Raw genomic sequence first — 17,167 nt, forward strand, 5'->3', positions numbered from 1 at the left:
GGATACGGTCGGGTGCATGACTGGTGAGCACCCCGCGCTCGCGCTGCGTGGCCTGGCGAAGACGTTCGACGGCAAGGTCGCCGTGGCGGGCGTCGACCTGGACGTACCGGCCGGCTCGTTCTACGGACTGCTCGGGCCGAACGGCGCCGGCAAGACCACCACGCTGTCGATGGCGGTCGGGCTGCTGCGGCCGGACCACGGGCGGGCCTGGGTGCTCGGGCACGACGTCTGGGGCGACCCGGTGGGGGCGAAGCGGCTGCTCGGGGTGATGCCGGACGGGGTACGGCTCTTCGACCGGCTGACCGGGGCGGAGCTGCTGGCGTACCACGGCCTGCTGCGCGGCATGGACCCGGCGGTGGTCGACCAGCGGGCGGCGGAGCTGCTCGACGTGCTGGCGCTCACCGACGCGGGGCGGACCCTGGTGGTCGACTACTCGGCCGGCATGAAGAAGAAGATCGGCCTGGCCTGCGCGCTGCTGCACGGCCCCCGGCTGCTGGTGCTGGACGAGCCGTTCGAGGCGGTCGACCCGGTCTCCGCCGCGCTGATCCGCGACATCCTGCACCGCTACGTCGTCGGCGGCGGCACGGTGGTCTTCTCCAGCCACGTCATGGAGGTCGTCGAGCGGCTCTGCTCACACGTGGCGATCCTCGCCGGCGGCACCATCAAGCGGGTCGGGGCGCTCGACGAGGTGCGCGGGGACCGCTCCCTGGAGGAGGTCTTCGTCGAGGTGGTCGGCGGGCGGACGGCGACCGGTGAGGAGCTGGCGTGGCTGTCCCGGTGACCGCGCCGGCCGAGCCGGCCCGGCGCGTCTCGGCCCGGCTCTTCGTCCGGCTCAAGCTGCGGGTGATGGGCAACAACTTCCGTGGCCAGGGCTGGCGGATCGCGCTCTTCGTGGGCGGTGTGCTGCTCGGCCTCTGGTTCGCCGCCGGCGGCTTCCTGCTGCTGGCCGCGCCCGGCTTCGCGGGTGAGCCCCGGTACGCGCTGATGACCGCCGCGTTCGGCGGCGGGCTGCTGGTGCTCGGCTGGCTGCTGCTGCCGCTGGTGTTCTTCGGGGTGGACGAGACCCTGGACCCGGCCCGGTTCGCGCTGCTGCCGCTGTCCCGGCGCGCCCTGGTCGGCGGGCTCTTCGCGGCGGCCCTGGTCAGCGTCCCGGTCCTGGCGATGCTGGTCGCGACCGCCGGTCTGGTGGTCACCGCCGGGGCGCTGGGCGGCTGGCCGGCCGCGCTGGCCGCCGTCGTCGGCGTGCTCGCCGGGCTGCTGCTCTGCGTCGCGGCGAGCCGCGCGGTGACCAGCGCGTTCGCCACCATGCTGCGGTCGAGGCGGGTCCGGGACCTGGCCGCCGTGCTGCTGGCGGTGGTCGCCGCGCTGCTCGGCCCGCTCCAGATCGTGGTGCTGGCGGCGCTGCGGGACGCGGACTGGGACCGGCTCGCCGGGGTGGCCGGCGTGGTCGGCTGGACGCCGTTCGGGGCGCCGTGGACGGTCGGCGTGGACGTCGCCGAGGGACGGGCCTGGGCGGCGCCGGTGAAGCTGCTGATCACCGTGGTCGCCATCGGCGTGCTGCTGTGGTGGTGGTCGCGGTCGCTGGAGTCGGCGATGGTCGGCGCGGCCGGCGCCGCCCCGGCGAAGACCCGGCGGGCCCCGACGGGCGGGGCGGTCGCGCAGCTCTTCCCGAAGATGCTCGGCTGGGCGGGGCGGGACCGGTTCGGCGCGCTGGTCGCGCGGGAGTGCCGCTACTGGTGGCGGGACGCCCGGCGGCGGGCCAACCTGATCACCATCGCGGTGGTCGGCGTCTTCGTCCCGGTCATGGTCAACCTGGGCGGCCCCGGCTTCGTCGCCTCGGAGCAGGGCGTCGAGTTCACCGGTGACTCGTCGCCGGTGCTGGTCAGCCTCTCCATGCTCTTCGTCGGGGTGCTCGCCTCGGTGACGCTGGCCAACCAGTTCGGCTTCGACGGCAGCGCGTACGCGGCCAACGTCGTGGCCGGGGTGCCGGGCCGGCTGGAGCTGCTGGCCCGGATGGCGGCCTTCTCCGTGTACGTGGTGCCGATGCTCGGTGTGGTGTCGGTGGTGATCGCGGTGGTGCTGGGCGAGCCCGGCTGGATCGGGGTGGCCGCGGGCGCGCTGCTGGCCGCGTACGGGGCGGGGCTGGCGATCAACGGGTACCTGTCGGTGCTGGGGGCGTACTCGCTGCCCGAGACGAGCAACCCGTTCGCCATGAACACCGGCGCGGGGATGGCCAAGAGCATGCTCACCCTGCTGTCGATGGTGGTGTCGACGGCCGCGGCGGTGCCGATGGTGGTGGCCGCGGCGCTGCTCGGCGACGCCTGGCTCTGGCTGGCGCTGCCGCTGGGCGCGGCGTACGGGGTGGGGGCGGCGCTGCTCGGGTCGTACCTGGCCGGGGACGTGCTGGACCGCCGGCAGCCGGAGCTGCTGGCCACCGTCACGCCGAGGCGCTGATGCCGGTCGTCGAGTCGGTGACCACCGTCCCGGTCCCGCCCGAGGTGGCCTTCGCGGTGTCACAGACCACCGCGCCGGTCCGCTACCGGTGGGACCCGTTCGTCCGGGAACAGCACTTCGTCGACGGCGCGACCCGCCCCGGCAAGGGGGTGCGCACCTTCACCCGCTCCCGGCACGGGCTGGTCATGGTGAGCGAGTACGTCTCGTTCGCGCCGCCCACCACTGTCGGGATGAAGATGGTGCGCGGCCCGTGGTTCTTCGAGATGTTCGCCGGCGGGTGGCGGTTCGCGCCCGGCCCGACGCCGGGGACGACCGTGGCGACCTGGCGGTACAGCTTCCGCTGCCGCCCGGCGTGGCTGCGCCCGGTCGCCGACCGGGTCGGGGTGTGGCTGCTCACCCGGGACATCCGCCGTCGCATCGCCGGCTACGCCGCCGGCTGCGCCGACCCGGAGGTGCTGGCCGCCGCCCGCCGCTCCCTGACCGCGGACGACCGGGCCGACGACGGTACGCCCTGAGCGTCGCCGTCGGCCCGTCACGTCGCCGTCGGCCCGTCACGTCGCCGTCGGCCCGTCGCGTCGCCGTCGGCCCGTCACGTTGCCGTCGGCCCCGAGCGCCCGCCTTGGCGCACCCGGCGTCGGATGCGCCACCAACGGACCGAGGCTGTCAGGCGGTGCGGCGCATGAAGGCGTACACGTTGTGGCCGTCGCCGACGGCGGTGACGGTGACCAGCTCCCAGCCGTAGTTCGACAGGTGCTCGACGGCCTGCATCAGCGTGGGTACCGCGCTGCGCATGAACCCGGAACTGGCGACCAGGGCGAGGTGCCGGTGAGGGTAGGCGCGCAGGTCCACCTCACCGGCGAGGAGCGAGTCGGCCCGGACGACCCGGTCCTGCGCCAGCCGCTGCGGCGATACGAAGGCCATGTCCGGCAGGGTAGGTGGTCGGCGCGAGCCCGGCCCGCCACGGGACGCCGGCTGGTGGGAACGATCCGGGGGTGCGCCGCGTCACACCGGCATGACGACTGTTTCCTCCGTACGAGCGGCGGCCGTCCTGCCGCTGGTCCTGCTGGCGACGGCGTGCGCCGGGCAGGATGACGGGGACGCCGGCGCCCGGCCGGACCCGTCCGCGTACCCCGGCGATGCCGTGGTGCTGCGAATCGACCACGTCGGTGGCTTCGTGAGCCAGGCCATGCTCGCCACCCGCCTGCCCAGGGTCGCCGTGTACGGCGACGGTCGGATGATCACCGAGGGTCCGGTGACCCTGCGGTATCCCGGACCGGCCCTGCCGAACGTCCAGGTCACCGAGCTGGATGCCGGGGAGGTGGCGCGGATCGTCGAGCGGGCCCGGGCGGCCGGCGTGGGCACCGCCGGTGACCTGGGCACCCCGTCGGTCACCGACGTCCCGACGACCCGCTTCGCCCTGCTCGGGGCCACCGGTGTGGAGGAGACCAGGGTCGAGGCCCTCGACATGGTGGAGGCCGAGAGCGGGTTGAGCGCCGACCAGCGGGCGGCCCGGGAGAAGCTGCGGGCCTTCGTCCGGTCGCTGACCGACGCGGCGGCCGGAGGCGCGTCGGCCGCGCCGTCGCCGTACCGGCCGACCGCGGTGGCGGCCGTCGCCCAGCCGTGGGTCGCCAACGACGAGGCGGGCCGGCAGGCCGAGGTGGCCTGGCCCGGTCCGGCCCTGCCCGGTGCCCCGCTCGGCACGTCCGGTGAGCTGCGCTGCGTGACGGTCACCGGCGAGCAGGCGCGACAGGTCCTCGACGCCGCCGCCACGGCGAACGCGGCGACCCCGTGGACCTCCGGCGGGAAGCGCTGGACGCTCACCCTCCGACCGCTGCTGCCCGACGAGACCGACTGCGGCGACCTGGCCACCGCCCGCTGAACGGCCCGCCCGGGTCCCAGCCCCCGGACCGGATGATCCACTCGGCTTGCGGCGTGTTGCGGTGTCCAGGCCCTCCGATACCGCGACACGTCGCAAATCGTGACGGTCGGCGCGGCGCGCGGCGCGCGGCGTGGGGTCAGCGGGGTGAGGCGGTACGGGTGTGGGTGAGGAAGGAGCGCCAGGCGGTGGGGGTGAAGCGCAGCGTCGGGCCGGAGCGGTCCTTGCTGTCCCGCACCAGCACCACCCCGGGCAGATTGTCGGCCACCTCGACACAGTTGCCGCCGGAGTCGGTTGAGCGGGACGACGTGCGCCAACGCGGCTCTGCGATGGTCATGGCGTCACCTTCAACTTCCGAACCAGGTCCACCGTGGCGCCCGTGGACAGCGCTTCGCCCAGCAGGCTATCCCACTTGCGATCGATCAAGTTGACCATCTCCGGATCGTCCACGACGTGTCCGCGTGCAGCATTCTCCAGGTAGAGGGCCCGGTCGCCGTCGGGCAGCTCAGCCAACACGAACCCGCCACCGAGTCCGACATGCTCGCCGACCGCCAGTGGAATGACGTGCAGCCGGAGGAAGGGCGATTCAGCTAGCTCCAGGAGCCGGCCGAGTTGCTCGTCAAGCACGACCGGACCGCCGACCGGGCGGTGCAGCGCCGCCTCATCGAGCACGAACACACAGTGCGGCGGCTCGTCGCGGCGCAACAACTGTTGCCGCTCCATCCGGACTGCGACCAACTCGTCCACGATGGCCGGCGCATTCAACCCGCCCGCCGAGATGACGGCACGGGCATAGCTCTCGGTCTGCAGGAGACCAGGCACCAGACAGGCTTCGAAGGCACGCAGGCGGGTGGCTTGCTGTTCATAGCCTCGCCACGGCACGAACCACGATGGCCCGCGCTCCTTGTCGGCCGCATCGAGCAGGCTGGCGAGGAGGCCGCCGGTGCTCAGGGCCTCGTCGGCGGCGACGGCGAACTCCATGGTCGGCCGGCGGCGGCCGGTCTCGATCGCGGCCACGGTGGACGGACTCCACCTGATCAGGGTCGCCAGGCCCTCCTGGGACACCTCCGCGCCGGCCCGGGCGGCCTTGAGCGCCCGGATCCACATCTCGACCTTCATCCTTACGTCTCCCGTAAGTACGTGACCGCGCTGCGTAGTAAGCCCTGGCATCCTCCCGTGTCCACGTCCCCGCGTCCAGGGTGGAGACACGCGGCCCGGCCGGTGGAGGCGACGACCCGGCGGCCGGTCCTGCGCGGGTCGCCCCGACCGGTCCCCCTGGCCGGGGCGACCCCTGACACCGGGAGGAGAGCAGCGTGTTCGGATTCCTGCGCGGCGCGGCTGGCGGGAACGGCGGGACCGGGTGACGCCGAGGCACCGGAGACCGGGCGGGCGAACAGCCCGGAGTCGGGCTGGAGGGGTCCCGGCGGGACCGGCGACCGGGCGGTCGCAGGCGGGGACCGTCGGACCAGCGACCTTCCTGCCGTACCCGGAAACGGCGGTGACGGCGAGCTTGCTGTCGTACCCGGGGACGGCGGGACCGGCGACCGGGGCGCCGGGCGCGGTGAGGCCGAAGGATCCGGTACGCCGGCCGAACCAGCGGCCCGCGTGGATGGTCGAGACCACGCTGGCCTTTCCCCGGCCGGGCTGCGCCGGTTGGCTGACTCCCGCACAGACGTGGCGGGCGAACGGCGGGCGCTGGTGACCCGGGAGCGTCAGCGGCGGGCATGGACCCGGCCGGGCGACACACCCCTGAGTCGTGATCCCGGCGCGCAGGGGTGCCGCTCGCTCCGACGTCCCCCGTCCGGCGGGCACCGACCGGAGCGGATCGGTGAGTGGCGGTGAGGCGGAGTCATCTGCCGATGCGGCCGTTGTGGCGGTGCCGGGCCTGCGGGGCGCACTGGCCGTGCCAGCCGGCCCGGCTCGGGCTGCTGGTCGAGTACCGGCACGACCGGACGGCGCTGCTGGTGTACCTGGGCGGGCTGATGGTCGAGGCGGGCGACCAGCTTGCCCGGCTCCACCCCCAGGCCCGCCCGGCCGACCTGCACGAACGCTTCCTGGGTTGGGCGCGGGCCCGGGGCGGCACAATGTTTCACGTGAATCATGAGCCGGGAGCCGAGATCCACCACACCGACCCGTTCGCCGTGCCGGCCGGGCAACGCTCGCCGGTACGCCGGCTGCGGGGCCGACTCGCGGCGCCGGTGACGCTCTGGACCGCACCCGGCCCGGCGGGTCTGACCGTGTCGTCCACGCTGGTGGCCGAGGGGGAGCCGGACCGGCTGCTCGGCCTGGTCGACCCGGAGTCGGACCTGTGGGCGGCGATCGAGGAGGCGGGTCGGTTCGCGGTGTCGCCGCTGGGGCCACCGCACCGGCAGCTCGCGGACCGGTTCGCCGGTCTGTTCCCCTCCCCGGGCGGGCTCTTCGCCACCGGCTCGTGGACCGACACCCCGTACGGCCCGGTCCCGTCGGACGCGGGCGGGTGGGCCGGCTGCCGGCTCGACGCCGCCCGGGAGTACGGCTGGGGCCTGTTGGTCGAGGCCACCATCGAGGCGGTCGACCTGGCCGAGGAGACGATGCCGCTGCTGCACTACCGGGGTCGCTACCACGAGCTGACCTGAGGGCAGGCGACCGCCGGAGCCCCGGGCACGCCGACTCCCCGGACCGGGAAACGCGCAGCGCCGGGACCTGCGCACGCCGAGCGCCGGGGCCTGGGCACGCCGAGCGCCGGTGCCCGGCGCACCGGGCGACCGCTCACCGGAGTGACCTGGGTCACTCGGCGCAGCCGGTGGACCGTTCGGCGCAGCCGACGACCAGCGTCGATCACAGCCTTCCCGGCCGGGGACCGCGCTCTCTACCGTGCGCGAAACTCCCCGACACCTGTGAAGGTGGTGATCCACACATGTCCACGGACACGCCCGCGTCCACGCCGACCGAGTCGGCGGCGGAGCGGTACCTGGCCGTACAACGGTCGGACGAGTTCGCCGGGTTGCGTCGCGCGCTGCGCGGCTTCGTCTTCCCGATGACCGTCGCCTTCTTCCTGTGGTACGCGCTCTACGTGATCCTCTCCGCGTACGCGCGGGGCTTCATGGGTACGAAGCTCTTCGGCAGCAACATCAACGTCGCACTCGTCTTCGGCCTGCTGCAGTTCGTCTCGACGTTCCTGATCGCCTGGCTCTACTCCCGGCACGCCGACCGGAAGCTCGACCCGATCGCCGACCGGATCCGCGCCGAGATCGGGGAGGTGACGCATGAACACGGTCCTCGCGGCTGAGGCGGGTGGCGGTACCGCCCGCAACCTCACCATCACGCTCTTCCTGGTCTTCGTGGCGGTGACCCTGGCCATCACCATCTGGGCCAGCCGGCAGACCAAGACGGCCACCGACTTCTACGCCGGCGGACGCTCCTTCTCCGGCTTCCAGAACGGCATGGCGATCGGCGGCGACTACATGTCGGCCGCCTCGTTCCTCGGCATCGCCGGCATCATCGCCCTCTACGGCTACGACGGCTTCCTCTACTCCATCGGCTTCCTGGTCGCCTGGCTGGTGGCGCTGCTGCTCGTCGCCGAACTGCTGCGCAACTCGGGCCGGTACACGATGGCCGACGTGCTGGCGTTCCGGATGCGCCAGCGTCCGGTCCGCACCGCCGCGGCGGTCTCCACCATCACCGTGTCGATCTTCTACCTGCTGGCCCAGATGGTCGGCGCGGGCGCGCTGGTGGCGCTGCTGCTCGGCATCAAGCCGGGCACCACCTTCCTCGGCATGGACGCCGAAACCGCCAAGGTCGCCACGATCGTCATGGTCGGCGCCCTGATGATCATCTACGTCACGGTCGGCGGGATGAAGGGCACCACCTACGTCCAGATCGTCAAGGCGTTCCTGCTGATGGCCGGCGCGCTGGCGATGACCCTGCTGGTGCTGGCGAAGTACAAGTTCAACCTCTCCTCGCTGCTCGGCGACGCCGCGTCCGCCTCGGGCAAAGGGAGCGCGTTCCTGGAACCCGGGCTGCGGTACGGCGTCGACACACCCGGCGACGCGCTGAAGACCTTCTACAGCAAGATGGACCTGCTCTCGCTCGGCATCGCGCTGGTGCTCGGCACCGCCGGCCTACCGCACATCCTGATCCGCTTCTACACCGTCCCGACGGCGAAGGCGGCCCGCAAGAGCGTGCTCTGGGCGATCGGCATCATCGGCACGTTCTACCTGCTCACCCTGGCCCTCGGCTTCGGCGCGGCGGCGCTGGTGGGCGGCGAGGCGATCACCGCGCAGGACAAGGCCGGCAACACCGCCGCCCCGCAGCTGGCCGAGGCGCTGGGTATGGACTTCCTCGGCGGCGACCTGGGCGGGGCGACCCTGCTGGCGATCATCGCGGCGGTCGCCTTCGCCACCATCCTGGCGGTGGTGGCCGGGCTGACCCTGGCCTCGTCGTCCAGCCTGGCGCACGACTTCTACGCCAACGTCGTCAAGGACGGCAAGGCGTCGGAGCGGCAGGAGGTGGCGGTCGCCCGGATCTCCGCCCTGGTCATCGGCGCGGTCTCGATCGCGCTGTCGATCTACGCGCAGAGCCTGAACGTGGCGTTCCTGGTGGCGCTGGCCTTCGCCGTCGCCGCCTCGGGCAACCTGCCGGCGATCCTCTACAGCCTGTTCTGGAAGCGGTTCAACACCTCGGGCGCGGTCTGGGCCATCTACGGCGGCCTGCTCTCCGCCGTGTTCCTGGTGTTCTTCTCGCCGGTGGTCTCCGGAGCGCCGACCGCGATGTTCCCGGACCAGGACTGGCAGTGGTTCCCGCTGTCCAACCCGGGCATCCTCTCCATCCCGTTCGGCTTCTTCTGCGGCTGGCTGGGCACCGTCCTCTCCAAGGAGCGGGACGAGGAGAAGTACGCGGAACTGGAGGTGCGCGCCCTCACCGGCGCGGGAGCGCACTGACACCGGTCCGGGTGCGTCTGTTGTCGCTCCGGCGGCGACAGACGCACCCGGAACCGTGCTTCCACACCGGCGGGGCCCGGCGCGACGTGCGTCGGGCCCCGCCGCACGCCGTCCCGCGCTGACCGCGAGCAGCACCCCCCGGCCGGGCACGCCGCGTCGCACCCCGACCGCGAGCAGCGCCGCGCCGCCGGCCGGGCACACCGCGTCCCACCCGCGCCGGTGAGTAGGCTGGCCGGCATGAAGGTCGCTCCCCGCTTCGGCACCGGTCACCGCGTCCTCGTCACCGGTGGCGCCGGCTTCGTCCCGTCCCACCTGGTCGACCGGCTCGTCGAGCGCGGTTGCACGGTGGTGGCGCTGGACAACTTCGTCACCGGGTCGAAGGAGAACGTCGCCCACCTGCTGGACACGCCGACCTTCACCCTGGTCGAGGCGGACATCTCCGACGGGTTGCCGGCCCACCCGGCGCTGGCGGAGCGGTTCGACGCCGTCCTGCACATGGCCTCGCCGGCCAGCCCGACCGACTTCGAGAAGCTGCCGGTGGAGATCCTCCGGGTCGGCTCGGTGGGCACCCTGCACCTGCTGGAGCGCGCGCTCGCCGACGGCGCCCGCTTCCTGATGGCCTCCACCTCCGAGGCGTACGGGGACCCGAAGGAGCACCCGCAGCGGGAGACGTACTGGGGCAACGTCAACCCGATCGGGGTGCGGGCCGTCTACGACGAGGCCAAGCGCTTCTCCGAGGCGGCCACCATGGCGTACCACCGCAGCAAGGGGCTGGACGCCGCGATCGTCCGGATCTTCAACACGTACGGCCCGCGGATGCGGCCCGACGACGGCCGGGCCATCCCCACCTTCATCTCCCAGGCGCTGCGCGGCGAGCCGATCACCGTGCACGGCACCGGCAACCAGACCCGCTCGATCTGCTACGTCGACGACCTGGTGCGCGGCATCCTGCTGCTGCTGGACTCGACCGAGACCGGGCCGATCAACTGCGGCACCGAGCACGAGATGAGCATGCGGCAACTGGCCGAGACGATCGTGTCACTCTGCGCGAGCAGTTCCGAGGTGACGTACATCACTCGCAGCGCGGACGACCCGGAGATGCGCCGGCCGGATCTCACGCTCGCCCGGGAGCTGCTGGGATACGAGCCGACCGTCTCGCCCGAAGAGGGCCTGCGACGCACGATCGCACACTTCCGCAGCCGGCTAGGGTAACGCCTCCCGCGCCACGCGGACGGCGTTCCGGCATTCGCCTTCGGGCAACCCTCGACCGGGCTACGTACGCTGAAACACATGTCCGCGACATCGTCTGCCGGCGTCCCGCTCCCGTACCTGCACCGGAGTTCCGGACGCGCCCAGGTCCCCGGCCCCGCCCGCGGTGCCACCGGGCGCGCCCGGCAGCCCGACGCGCAGTGGTACCCGTCGTACGACGAGGAGCAGCCACGCCCCGGCGGCCCGGGCGGCCCGGGCGGGCCGGGCGGGCCGGGCCTGCCCCCGGGCCCGGGTGGTCCGGGCGGCTCGGGGCGGCGTGGTCCGCGCCCGCGCTGGGGGCGGATCGGCATGGTCGCCGGCATCGCGGTGCTGGTGCTGGCGCTGCTCGGTGGCGCGGGGGCCTGGATGTACACCCGCAGCCTCAACAACGACCTGGCCCGGACCGACCCGTTCGCGGAGATCACCGGCGGCCGGCCGGCGAAGGCGGTCAACGGCGCGCTGAACATCCTGCTGGTGGGCTCGGACTCGCGTGACCCGGACGCGCCGGTGGACCAGCAGAGCCAGTGGCGGGCCGACACGATCATCGTCATGCACATCCCGGCCGACCACAAATCGGCCTACCTGGTCTCCATCCCGCGCGACCTGTACGTGCCGATCCCGGAGAACGCCGGCGCGGAGTGCGGCTCCGGCCAGCGCGCGAAGATCAACGCGGCCTTCGCCTTCGGCGGCCTGCCGCTGGCCGTCCGCACCGTGGAGTGCTTCACCGACGTCCGGATCGACCACGTGATGGCGATCGACTTCGGCGGCTTCAAGGAGGTCACCGACGCGGTCGGCGGCGTGGACCTGAAGGTGGAGCGGAGCGTCACCTCGATCCACAAGCCGTACCGGAAGTTCACCAAGGGCACCATGCACATGGACGGCGCGACCGCGCTGGACTGGATCCGGCAGCGCAAGCAGTTCCCGGACGGCGACTTCGCCCGGATGCGCCACCAGCAGGAGTTCCTGCGCGCGCTGATGGACAAGGCGGCGAGCACGGGCACGCTGACCAATCCGAAGAAGCTGAACGCGTTCCTCCAGTCGGTCACCGACGCGGTGACGGTGGACAAGGACTTCTCGCTGGCCGACATGGCGTTGCAGTTCCGGAACCTGCGCGGCGAGAACCTGATCTTCCTGACCAGCCCGAACTCGGGCAGCGACACCATCAACGGCGAGTCGGTGGTGGTGTCGGACCGGGAGAAGGCGCTGGCGATGTACAAGGCGATGTCGGCGGACACCATGGCCGACTGGGTCGCCGCGAACAAGGATCCGGACACCAAGGGCAACTGACGCCGCAACCCCGGCGGCGGGCCGCGCCGGCCCGCCGCCGGGGGCGGCCCGTCCGCCGGGGCGGGGCCGGACCGGTTGTTACCGGCAGATGTCGACGAACGTCATCAGAGGTACGTTCGGAGTTAGCTCGATCATCGATGGCCAACCACCGATCAGATGCAATGCCTCATCCGTTCGGATGAACAGTGGTCAGAACTGTCGGGATATCTGAGAATTGAGCGTGTGACGACCTCGCCTTGACGAGGAGCGGTACGTAAAGTGGTTCCGCCCCCCGATCAAGCGAGCTGGAGCACGCATGCCGGTTCAGACCAGCCCCCGCCCCACGTCGCTGGATTCCGACCCGCACCACCGGGCGTCCGCGGCCATTCCGACCCAGGGCGGTCGGGGCGGGCAGCGCACCGGCGGCGCCAAAAAGCGCACGAAGCGCAAGGACCCCCTCTGGGCCCGGCTCACCGTGGTCTTCGGCGCGGTGCTGATGATGACCAGCGGGGTCGCCATCGTGGGCAGCAAGGCGCTGATCAGCCAGGCGACCGGCAACATCTCCCAGAAGAACCTGCTCGGTGGGGCGGGCAAGAGCGAGGCCGAGGGCGGCGCCGACCTGGACGGCCCGATCGACATGCTGCTGCTGGGCGTGGACGCCCGCGAGCGCTGGGCGGCCGACGACGTGCGGGCGGACAGCATCATCGTGCTGCACATCCCGTCCAGCCACGACCAGGCGTACATGATCTCGATCCCCCGGGACACCGAGGCGCAGATCCCGGCGTTCGAGAAGAGCGGCTTCCAGGGCGGCACCGACAAGATCAACGCCGCGTTCCAGGCCGGCGCCCGCAACGGTGGCGGCTGGGAGGGCGGCGCCCAGTTGATGGCGCAGACCATCAAGAACATGACCGGGATCAGCTTCGACGGCGCCGCGATCATCAACTTCGGCGGCTTCAAGAACGTCATCGACACCCTGGGCAGCGTCCGGATCTGCGTCAAGCACGAGGTGAAGTCGATCCACACGGTGATGGTCGACGGCAAGCAGATGTGGAAGGCGGACGCCAAGAAGACCGGCCGGCCGATGACCCCGGTGGTCTACAAGAAGGGCTGCCGCCAGATGACCGGCCTGGAGGCGCTGGACTACTCCCGGCAGCGCTACGGCCTGCCGAACAGCGACTACGACCGGCAGCAGAACCAGCAGCAGCTGATCAAGGCGATGGCGAAGAAGGCCACCGACAAGGGCATGCTGACCAACCCGATCAAGGTGAACCAGCTGATCCGGGCCGCCGGCAAGGCGTTCGTCCTGGACACCGGCGGCGTCCCGGTCGCCGACCTCGTCTTCACCCTGCGCGGCATCAGCGCCAACGAGCTGACCATGCTGCGCACCAACGGCGGCACCTACTACGGCAACGCCAACAACCGCGAGGGCCTCAGCGAGCAGACGCTGGAGATGTTCAAGGCGGTCAAGAACGACAAACTGGGCGAATTCGTGTACGCGAACCCGTCCGTGCTCTCCACCCGCAAGTGACCGGGTGACCGGCGGGAGCTGTCGCGAAACGCGCCCGGCCGGCACCGTCCGGCCCGTAGCCTGGACGTGAGCAAGCCTCACGTAACGGCCACGGGGAGGGCGTCACGTCCAGGTCAGCGCGGGCACGTCGGGGACAGGGCGCACCGCCGCCCGGCCCCCGCAACGCCCGCTGGCCGCGCCTGCTGCTCGGTGCCGGGCTCGCCCTGGTGCTGCTCGCCGCGCTCGCCGTCGTCGGCATGAAGGCGCTCTCCTCCCGGTACGAACGGACCGTGGCCCGCGAGCACCTGCTCGCCCCGGACGCCCGGCAGGCGCGCACCGACCTGGACGAGGGGCTGAACTACCTGCTCGTCGGCTCGGACCGGCGGGCCGACTCGTCGCACCCGGACCAGCGCTCCGACACCATCCTGATCGTGCACGTGCCACCCGGCATGCGGCAGGCGTACCTCATCTCCGTGCCGCGCGACCTGCTGGTGGCCATCCCGCCGGGCAACGGGTACCCGGGCGGATCAGACAAGATCAACGCCGCGTACGAGCACGGCGGTGGCGGCGAGGGCGGCACCCGGCTCCTCTCCACCACCCTGAGCCGGCTGACCGGGATCCGCTTCGACGGCGCCGCCCTGATCGACTTCTCCGGCTTCAAGCAGGTCATCGACCAGCTCGGCGGGATCCGGATGTGCGTACGGACCGAGGTGCGCTCGATCCACACGAACCGGGTCTTCACCCCCGGCTGCCACCAGATGAACGGCGCGGAGGCGCTCGACTACGTCCGCCAGCGCTACGACCTGCCCGGCGGCGACTACGACCGGCAGCGGCACCAGCAGCAACTGCTCCGGGCGGTGCTCGACCGGGCCGGCCAGACCGACCTGCGCGGCGACCCGGTCAAGCTGGACCGGGTGCTGCGGGCGGTGGGCGGCTCGCTGACCCTCGACACCAACGGGGTGCCCCTGCGGGACCTGGCCCTCGCCCTACGGACGCTGCCGGCGGACGCGCTGAGCGGGGTGCAGGTGCCGTCGTACCCGCAGACCATCGACCAGGTCTCCTACGTGGTGCTCGACAACGGCGGCGCCGGGCTCTTCGACGCCGTCCGCGCCGAACGTGTCTCCGACTGGGCGGCCGCCAACCCGCGCTGGGTCAGCAGGTTGTGACACCAGGACCGGGCGGGCCGGTGTCGACGGGCCCGCCGAGGATCTAGGCTTTCACCCGTGTTCGGACCCCAGGTTCCCACCGTGCCCGTGACCGAGATCGACGACCGCACCTACCTGCTCGACGTCCGCGAGGACGACGAGTGGGCGGCGGGCCACGCCCCCGGCGCCCACCATCTGCCGATGATGGAGTTGCCGGCCCGGCTCGCCGAGGTGCCCACCGACCGCGACGTGGCGGTGATCTGCCGCTCCGGCGGACGCTCCGCGCAGGTCGTCGGCTACCTGCTGAACAACGGCTGGGAGCAGGTGCGCAACGCCGACGGCGGGATGCGCCAGTGGGCCGCCGTCGGCAAGCCGGTGATCGGCGAGGACGGGCAGCCCGGCCAGGTCATCTGAGAGTCGGGGCATGGGCGATCCGCTGGTCTTCGCGCACCGCGGCGCGTCGGCCGACCTCCCGGAACACACCCTCGCGGCGTACCTGCGCGCGCTGGACGAGGGCGCGGACGGACTGGAGTGCGACGTCCGGCTGACCCGCGACGGGCACCTGGTCTGCGTGCACGACCGCCGGCTGGACCGGACCAGCAACGGTCACGGGCTGGTCAGCGCGCGTACCCTCGCCGAGCTGGAGACGCTGGACTTCGGGTCCTGGCACCCGGGCTGCGTACCGGCCGACGGGGACGAGGTGCTCGACGACTCGCACACCCGGCTGCTCACCCTGGACCGGCTGCTGGCCGCCGTGACGGCCGCGGGCCGCCCGGTCCGGCTGCTGGTGGAGACGAAGCACCCGTCCCGCTACGGCGGGGACGTCGAGCGGACCCTGGTCGCGACGCTGCGCCGGCACGGGCTGGCCGACCCCCGCCCGGACGACCCGGTGCAGGTCACCGTCATGTCGTTCTCGCCGCTGGCGGTACGCCGGATGCGGGAACTCGCCCCGGCGCTGCCCACCGTGCTGCTGCTGGAGGTGCTGCCGCGCTGGCTGCGGCTGGGCCGGCTGCCCTTCGGCGCCCGGATCGCCGGCCCCGGCATCGGGCTGGTCCGGGCCCGCCCGCAGCTGGTGCCCGCGCTGCGCGCCGCCGGCCACCAGGTGTACGTCTGGACGGTCAACGAGCCGGAGGACCTGGAACTGGTCCTCGACGCCGGGGTGGACGGAGTGATCACCGACCGGCCGGCGCGCACGCTGGCCCGGCTGGGCCGGTGAGGGCCACCGAGCGGGGGTGCCCGTACTCCGGTCGAGGGGGCACACTCGGGACATGCCGGAGCGTACCGACCTCGCCGCCCTCATCACCGGCCACAACGCGGTCATCGAGATGATCAATTCCGGTGACGCGGGGCTGCCCGTCCTCACCCAGCTCCTCCAGGTGGCCCGACCGGCGCTCGGTGCGGACAGCCTGGCCTTCGTCGAGTTCACCCCGACCGGAGGCCGGGTCATCGCCGCCAGCGGCAGCGCCGAGTGGACCATCGGGCGACCGCTGCCCGCCTCCGACCCGGCCACCGTCTGCCTGCTCGCCGGTCCCCGCGTCCGGCAGGTGCGCCTCGACCGCCTCCCCGGCCCGCTCGCCGACGAGCTGGCCGCGCGCGGGCTGTGCCGGATGATCGCCGCCCGGGCCGAGATCGGCGGCCTCACCGTCGGCAGCCTGCACGCGCTCTACGCCGACGCCCAGGAGGCCGAGGACGGCACCGCGCACGCGGTCGTCGGCTACCTCGCCTCCTGCATCGCCCACATGTACGGCGACCAGAGCGGCCTGCCGGTGCACGGCGACGGTCCGGTGGTGGCGGCGCTCGCCGACGGGCTGGCCGTGGTCGACCGGGACGGGTACGTCCGGCTCTGGAACCCGGCCGCCGCGCAGTTCACCGGGCGCTGCTCCACGGAGGCGCTGAACCGGCCGCTGCCGTTCCCGCTCCCGCCGTCCGGCCAGGTGCTCGACCACCGGATGCCGGACGGGCGCTGGCTGCGGATCACCTCCGGGGAGCTGGCCGGGCCGGGCACCCTGCGGGTGGTCACCTTCCGCGACATCACCGACCAGCAGCGCCGCGACCAGGACCGCGACCTCTTCGTCGCGGTGACCAGCCACGAGCTGCGCACGCCGGTCACCGTCATCAAGGGGTACGCGGACACCCTCACCGACCACTGGGAGTCGCTGACCGAGGCGGACCGGCGGCAGGCCGCCCGGGTCATCGGGCAGCGCGCCAACGAGCTGGCCCGGCTCGTCGACCGGCTGCTCTCCTCGGCCACCGACGTACGTCCCGACGGCGACCCGACCGTCCCGTTCGACCTCGGGGAGGCGCTCCGGGCCGCCGTGCCGGACCTCCCCGCCGACCTGCGCCACCGGCTCGTCCTGGACCTCCCCGCCGACCTGCCCAAGGCGCTCGGCGACCGGCACAGCATCGCCACCGTGCTCACCGAGCTGAGCACCAACGCCGGGAAGTACTCGCCGCCGGACTCACCGATCGAGGTGACCGCCGGGGCGAACGGGCAGACCGTCTCCTTCCGGGTCAGCGACCGGGGCATCGGCATCCGCCCCGAGCACGTGGAGCGCGCCTTCGACCGGTTCTGGCAGGGGGAGTCCGGTGACCGCCGGGGCTACCCGGGCGCCGGACTCGGCCTCTACCTCGTCCGCCGGATCGTTGAACAGCAGAATGGATGGGTATCCCTCCGCCCGCGCAGCGGTGGCGGTACCGTCGCAGAGGTGCGGCTGCCACGGGGTTGACCCGTGGGCCGGCGGGGGCGAGAAGG

The 17,167-nt window shown here is 72.7% G+C and carries 17 protein-coding genes; 14 read left to right on the forward strand and 3 right to left on the reverse strand.

Translation table 11 applies throughout. The annotated features are described in order from the left end of the window. The first annotated feature begins 16 nt into the window (after window positions 1-16). The 3 genes from GA0070614_RS15405 to GA0070614_RS15415 are packed head-to-tail and all read left to right on the forward strand — an operon-like array spanning window position 17 to window position 2,969. Window positions 17-781, forward strand: coding sequence for an ABC transporter ATP-binding protein (locus tag GA0070614_RS15405; RefSeq protein ID WP_088976609.1), 765 nt, complete (start codon window positions 17-19; stop codon window positions 779-781). Continuing rightward, complete coding sequence (locus GA0070614_RS15410; RefSeq protein WP_088976610.1) at window positions 766-2,454, forward strand: ABC transporter permease; 1,689 nt, start codon at window positions 766-768, stop codon at window positions 2,452-2,454. The genes GA0070614_RS15405 and GA0070614_RS15410 overlap by 16 nt, the downstream gene beginning before the upstream one ends. Further along, window positions 2,454-2,969: an SRPBCC family protein gene (locus tag GA0070614_RS15415; protein WP_088976611.1), complete on the forward strand. Its 516-nt coding sequence runs from the start codon at window positions 2,454-2,456 to the stop codon at window positions 2,967-2,969. The genes GA0070614_RS15410 and GA0070614_RS15415 overlap by 1 nt, the downstream gene beginning before the upstream one ends. A gap of 148 nt (window positions 2,970-3,117) precedes the next feature. On the opposite strand, the gene GA0070614_RS15420 is transcribed toward GA0070614_RS15415, so the two are convergent. Next, a complete protein-coding gene (locus GA0070614_RS15420) occupies window positions 3,118-3,375 on the reverse strand; it encodes a hypothetical protein (RefSeq protein WP_088976612.1) in 258 nt (85 codons plus the stop codon). A 91-nt stretch (window positions 3,376-3,466) separates the two neighbouring features. On the opposite strand from GA0070614_RS15420, the gene GA0070614_RS15425 reads away from it, so the two are divergent. Continuing rightward, window positions 3,467-4,333: a hypothetical protein gene (locus GA0070614_RS15425; RefSeq protein ID WP_088976613.1), complete on the forward strand. Its 867-nt coding sequence runs from the start codon at window positions 3,467-3,469 to the stop codon at window positions 4,331-4,333. A gap of 136 nt (window positions 4,334-4,469) precedes the next feature. On the opposite strand, the gene GA0070614_RS15430 is transcribed toward GA0070614_RS15425, so the two are convergent. Continuing rightward, window positions 4,470-4,667, reverse strand: a complete 198-nt coding sequence (locus tag GA0070614_RS15430) for a DUF397 domain-containing protein (protein ID WP_088976614.1) — start codon at window positions 4,665-4,667, stop codon at window positions 4,470-4,472. Further along, entirely contained in the window at window positions 4,664-5,449 is a 786-nt protein-coding gene (locus tag GA0070614_RS15435; protein WP_088976615.1) for a helix-turn-helix domain-containing protein, read from the reverse strand. Before GA0070614_RS15435 ends, GA0070614_RS15430 begins: the two co-directional genes overlap by 4 nt. Window positions 5,450-6,189: 740 nt before the next feature. Here GA0070614_RS15435 and GA0070614_RS15445 point away from each other — a divergent pair. The 10 genes from GA0070614_RS15445 to GA0070614_RS15490 all read left to right on the forward strand — a co-directional run bounded on the left by GA0070614_RS15445 (window position 6,190) and on the right by GA0070614_RS15490 (window position 17,141). Beyond that, the gene (locus GA0070614_RS15445; RefSeq protein WP_088976617.1) at window positions 6,190-6,945 is read left to right on the forward strand and encodes a flavin reductase family protein; all 756 of its coding nucleotides are present in this window, start codon (window positions 6,190-6,192) and stop codon (window positions 6,943-6,945) included. Window positions 6,946-7,226: 281 nt separating this feature from the next. Continuing rightward, a complete protein-coding gene (locus GA0070614_RS15450) occupies window positions 7,227-7,598 on the forward strand; it encodes a DUF485 domain-containing protein (RefSeq protein WP_088976618.1) in 372 nt (123 codons plus the stop codon). Then, the gene (locus GA0070614_RS15455; RefSeq protein WP_088976619.1) at window positions 7,576-9,249 is read left to right on the forward strand and encodes a solute symporter family protein; all 1,674 of its coding nucleotides are present in this window, start codon (window positions 7,576-7,578) and stop codon (window positions 9,247-9,249) included. The genes GA0070614_RS15450 and GA0070614_RS15455 overlap by 23 nt, the downstream gene beginning before the upstream one ends. 237 nt (window positions 9,250-9,486) lie before the next feature. Next, window positions 9,487-10,461: an NAD-dependent epimerase/dehydratase family protein gene (locus GA0070614_RS15460; protein WP_088976620.1), complete on the forward strand. Its 975-nt coding sequence runs from the start codon at window positions 9,487-9,489 to the stop codon at window positions 10,459-10,461. 78 nt (window positions 10,462-10,539) lie between these two features. After that, window positions 10,540-11,784 carry an LCP family protein gene (locus tag GA0070614_RS15465; RefSeq protein ID WP_088976621.1) on the forward strand — a complete coding sequence of 415 codons (1,245 nt, stop codon included), beginning with the start codon at window positions 10,540-10,542 and terminating at the stop codon, window positions 11,782-11,784. Between the two features lie 295 nt (window positions 11,785-12,079). Next, window positions 12,080-13,291, forward strand: a complete 1,212-nt coding sequence (locus GA0070614_RS15470; protein ID WP_088976622.1) for an LCP family protein — start codon at window positions 12,080-12,082, stop codon at window positions 13,289-13,291. Between the two features lie 206 nt (window positions 13,292-13,497). After that, window positions 13,498-14,436: an LCP family protein gene (locus GA0070614_RS15475; protein WP_172892446.1), complete on the forward strand. Its 939-nt coding sequence runs from the start codon at window positions 13,498-13,500 to the stop codon at window positions 14,434-14,436. 57 nt (window positions 14,437-14,493) lie between these two features. Beyond that, window positions 14,494-14,829 carry a rhodanese-like domain-containing protein gene (locus GA0070614_RS15480; RefSeq protein WP_088976623.1) on the forward strand — a complete coding sequence of 112 codons (336 nt, stop codon included), beginning with the start codon at window positions 14,494-14,496 and terminating at the stop codon, window positions 14,827-14,829. Window positions 14,830-14,839: 10 nt separating this feature from the next. Then, window positions 14,840-15,631: a glycerophosphodiester phosphodiesterase gene (locus GA0070614_RS15485; RefSeq protein WP_088976624.1), complete on the forward strand. Its 792-nt coding sequence runs from the start codon at window positions 14,840-14,842 to the stop codon at window positions 15,629-15,631. A 52-nt stretch (window positions 15,632-15,683) separates the two neighbouring features. Next, window positions 15,684-17,141 carry a sensor histidine kinase gene (locus tag GA0070614_RS15490; protein WP_088976625.1) on the forward strand — a complete coding sequence of 486 codons (1,458 nt, stop codon included), beginning with the start codon at window positions 15,684-15,686 and terminating at the stop codon, window positions 17,139-17,141. Window positions 17,142-17,167 lie beyond the last annotated feature (26 nt).

The organism is Micromonospora coxensis (assembly GCF_900090295.1).
GTDB classification, from domain to species: domain Bacteria; phylum Actinomycetota; class Actinomycetes; order Mycobacteriales; family Micromonosporaceae; genus Micromonospora; species Micromonospora coxensis.

What these genes read in the sequence shown, in the direction of transcription:
- GA0070614_RS15465 (WP_088976621.1), top strand. Translation starts at nt 10,540, where the DNA reads ATGTCCGCGACATCGTCTGCCGGCGTCCCGCTCCCGTACCTGCACCGG.
- GA0070614_RS15415 (WP_088976611.1), top strand. Translation starts at nt 2,454, where the DNA reads ATGCCGGTCGTCGAGTCGGTGACCACCGTCCCGGTCCCGCCCGAGGTG.
- GA0070614_RS15430 (WP_088976614.1), bottom strand. Translation starts at nt 4,667, where the DNA reads ATGACCATCGCAGAGCCGCGTTGGCGCACGTCGTCCCGCTCAACCGAC.
- GA0070614_RS15490 (WP_088976625.1), top strand. Translation starts at nt 15,684, where the DNA reads ATGCCGGAGCGTACCGACCTCGCCGCCCTCATCACCGGCCACAACGCG.
- GA0070614_RS15425 (WP_088976613.1), top strand. Translation starts at nt 3,467, where the DNA reads ATGACGACTGTTTCCTCCGTACGAGCGGCGGCCGTCCTGCCGCTGGTC.
- GA0070614_RS15420 (WP_088976612.1), bottom strand. Translation starts at nt 3,375, where the DNA reads ATGGCCTTCGTATCGCCGCAGCGGCTGGCGCAGGACCGGGTCGTCCGG.
- GA0070614_RS15405 (WP_088976609.1), top strand. Translation starts at nt 17, where the DNA reads ATGACTGGTGAGCACCCCGCGCTCGCGCTGCGTGGCCTGGCGAAGACG.
- GA0070614_RS15435 (WP_088976615.1), bottom strand. Translation starts at nt 5,449, where the DNA reads ATGAAGGTCGAGATGTGGATCCGGGCGCTCAAGGCCGCCCGGGCCGGC.
- GA0070614_RS15470 (WP_088976622.1), top strand. Translation starts at nt 12,080, where the DNA reads ATGCCGGTTCAGACCAGCCCCCGCCCCACGTCGCTGGATTCCGACCCG.
- GA0070614_RS15485 (WP_088976624.1), top strand. Translation starts at nt 14,840, where the DNA reads ATGGGCGATCCGCTGGTCTTCGCGCACCGCGGCGCGTCGGCCGACCTC.
- GA0070614_RS15460 (WP_088976620.1), top strand. Translation starts at nt 9,487, where the DNA reads ATGAAGGTCGCTCCCCGCTTCGGCACCGGTCACCGCGTCCTCGTCACC.
- GA0070614_RS15445 (WP_088976617.1), top strand. Translation starts at nt 6,190, where the DNA reads ATGCGGCCGTTGTGGCGGTGCCGGGCCTGCGGGGCGCACTGGCCGTGC.
- GA0070614_RS15455 (WP_088976619.1), top strand. Translation starts at nt 7,576, where the DNA reads ATGAACACGGTCCTCGCGGCTGAGGCGGGTGGCGGTACCGCCCGCAAC.
- GA0070614_RS15450 (WP_088976618.1), top strand. Translation starts at nt 7,227, where the DNA reads ATGTCCACGGACACGCCCGCGTCCACGCCGACCGAGTCGGCGGCGGAG.